We start from the raw sequence: 309 nt of genomic DNA on the forward strand, positions 1-309 counted from the left end.
CACCCTTTACCAAGGTTGAATTAGAGGTTGAAAAGAAAGAAACCAATCGCAAACAAGTGGGGATTCTGGGAGGGAATTTCAACCCTGTCCACAATGCTCACTTGATTGTGGCAGACCAGGTCCGTCAACAGTTGAAGCTGGATCAAGTCTTGCTCATGCCAGAATTCATTCCACCTCATGTGGATAAGAAAGAAACCATTGACGAATACCATCGCTATTCCATGCTCAAGATGGCTATTGCAGGTATTGAGGGCTTGGGGATTGAAACCATTGAACTAGAACGCCGTGGTGTCAGCTATACCTACGACA

At 45.6% G+C, this 309-nt stretch carries 1 protein-coding gene; it reads left to right on the plus strand.

Annotated elements, in window-relative coordinates:
* Positions 1–309, plus strand: a 309-nt coding sequence (locus C1G53_RS09800; protein ID WP_153046708.1) for a nicotinate-nicotinamide nucleotide adenylyltransferase, incomplete at both ends; no start/stop codon positions are given.

Origin of the sequence: Streptococcus suis (assembly GCF_002960445.1) — a bacterium.
Taxonomy (GTDB): Bacteria; Bacillota; Bacilli; order Lactobacillales; family Streptococcaceae; genus Streptococcus; species Streptococcus hyiners.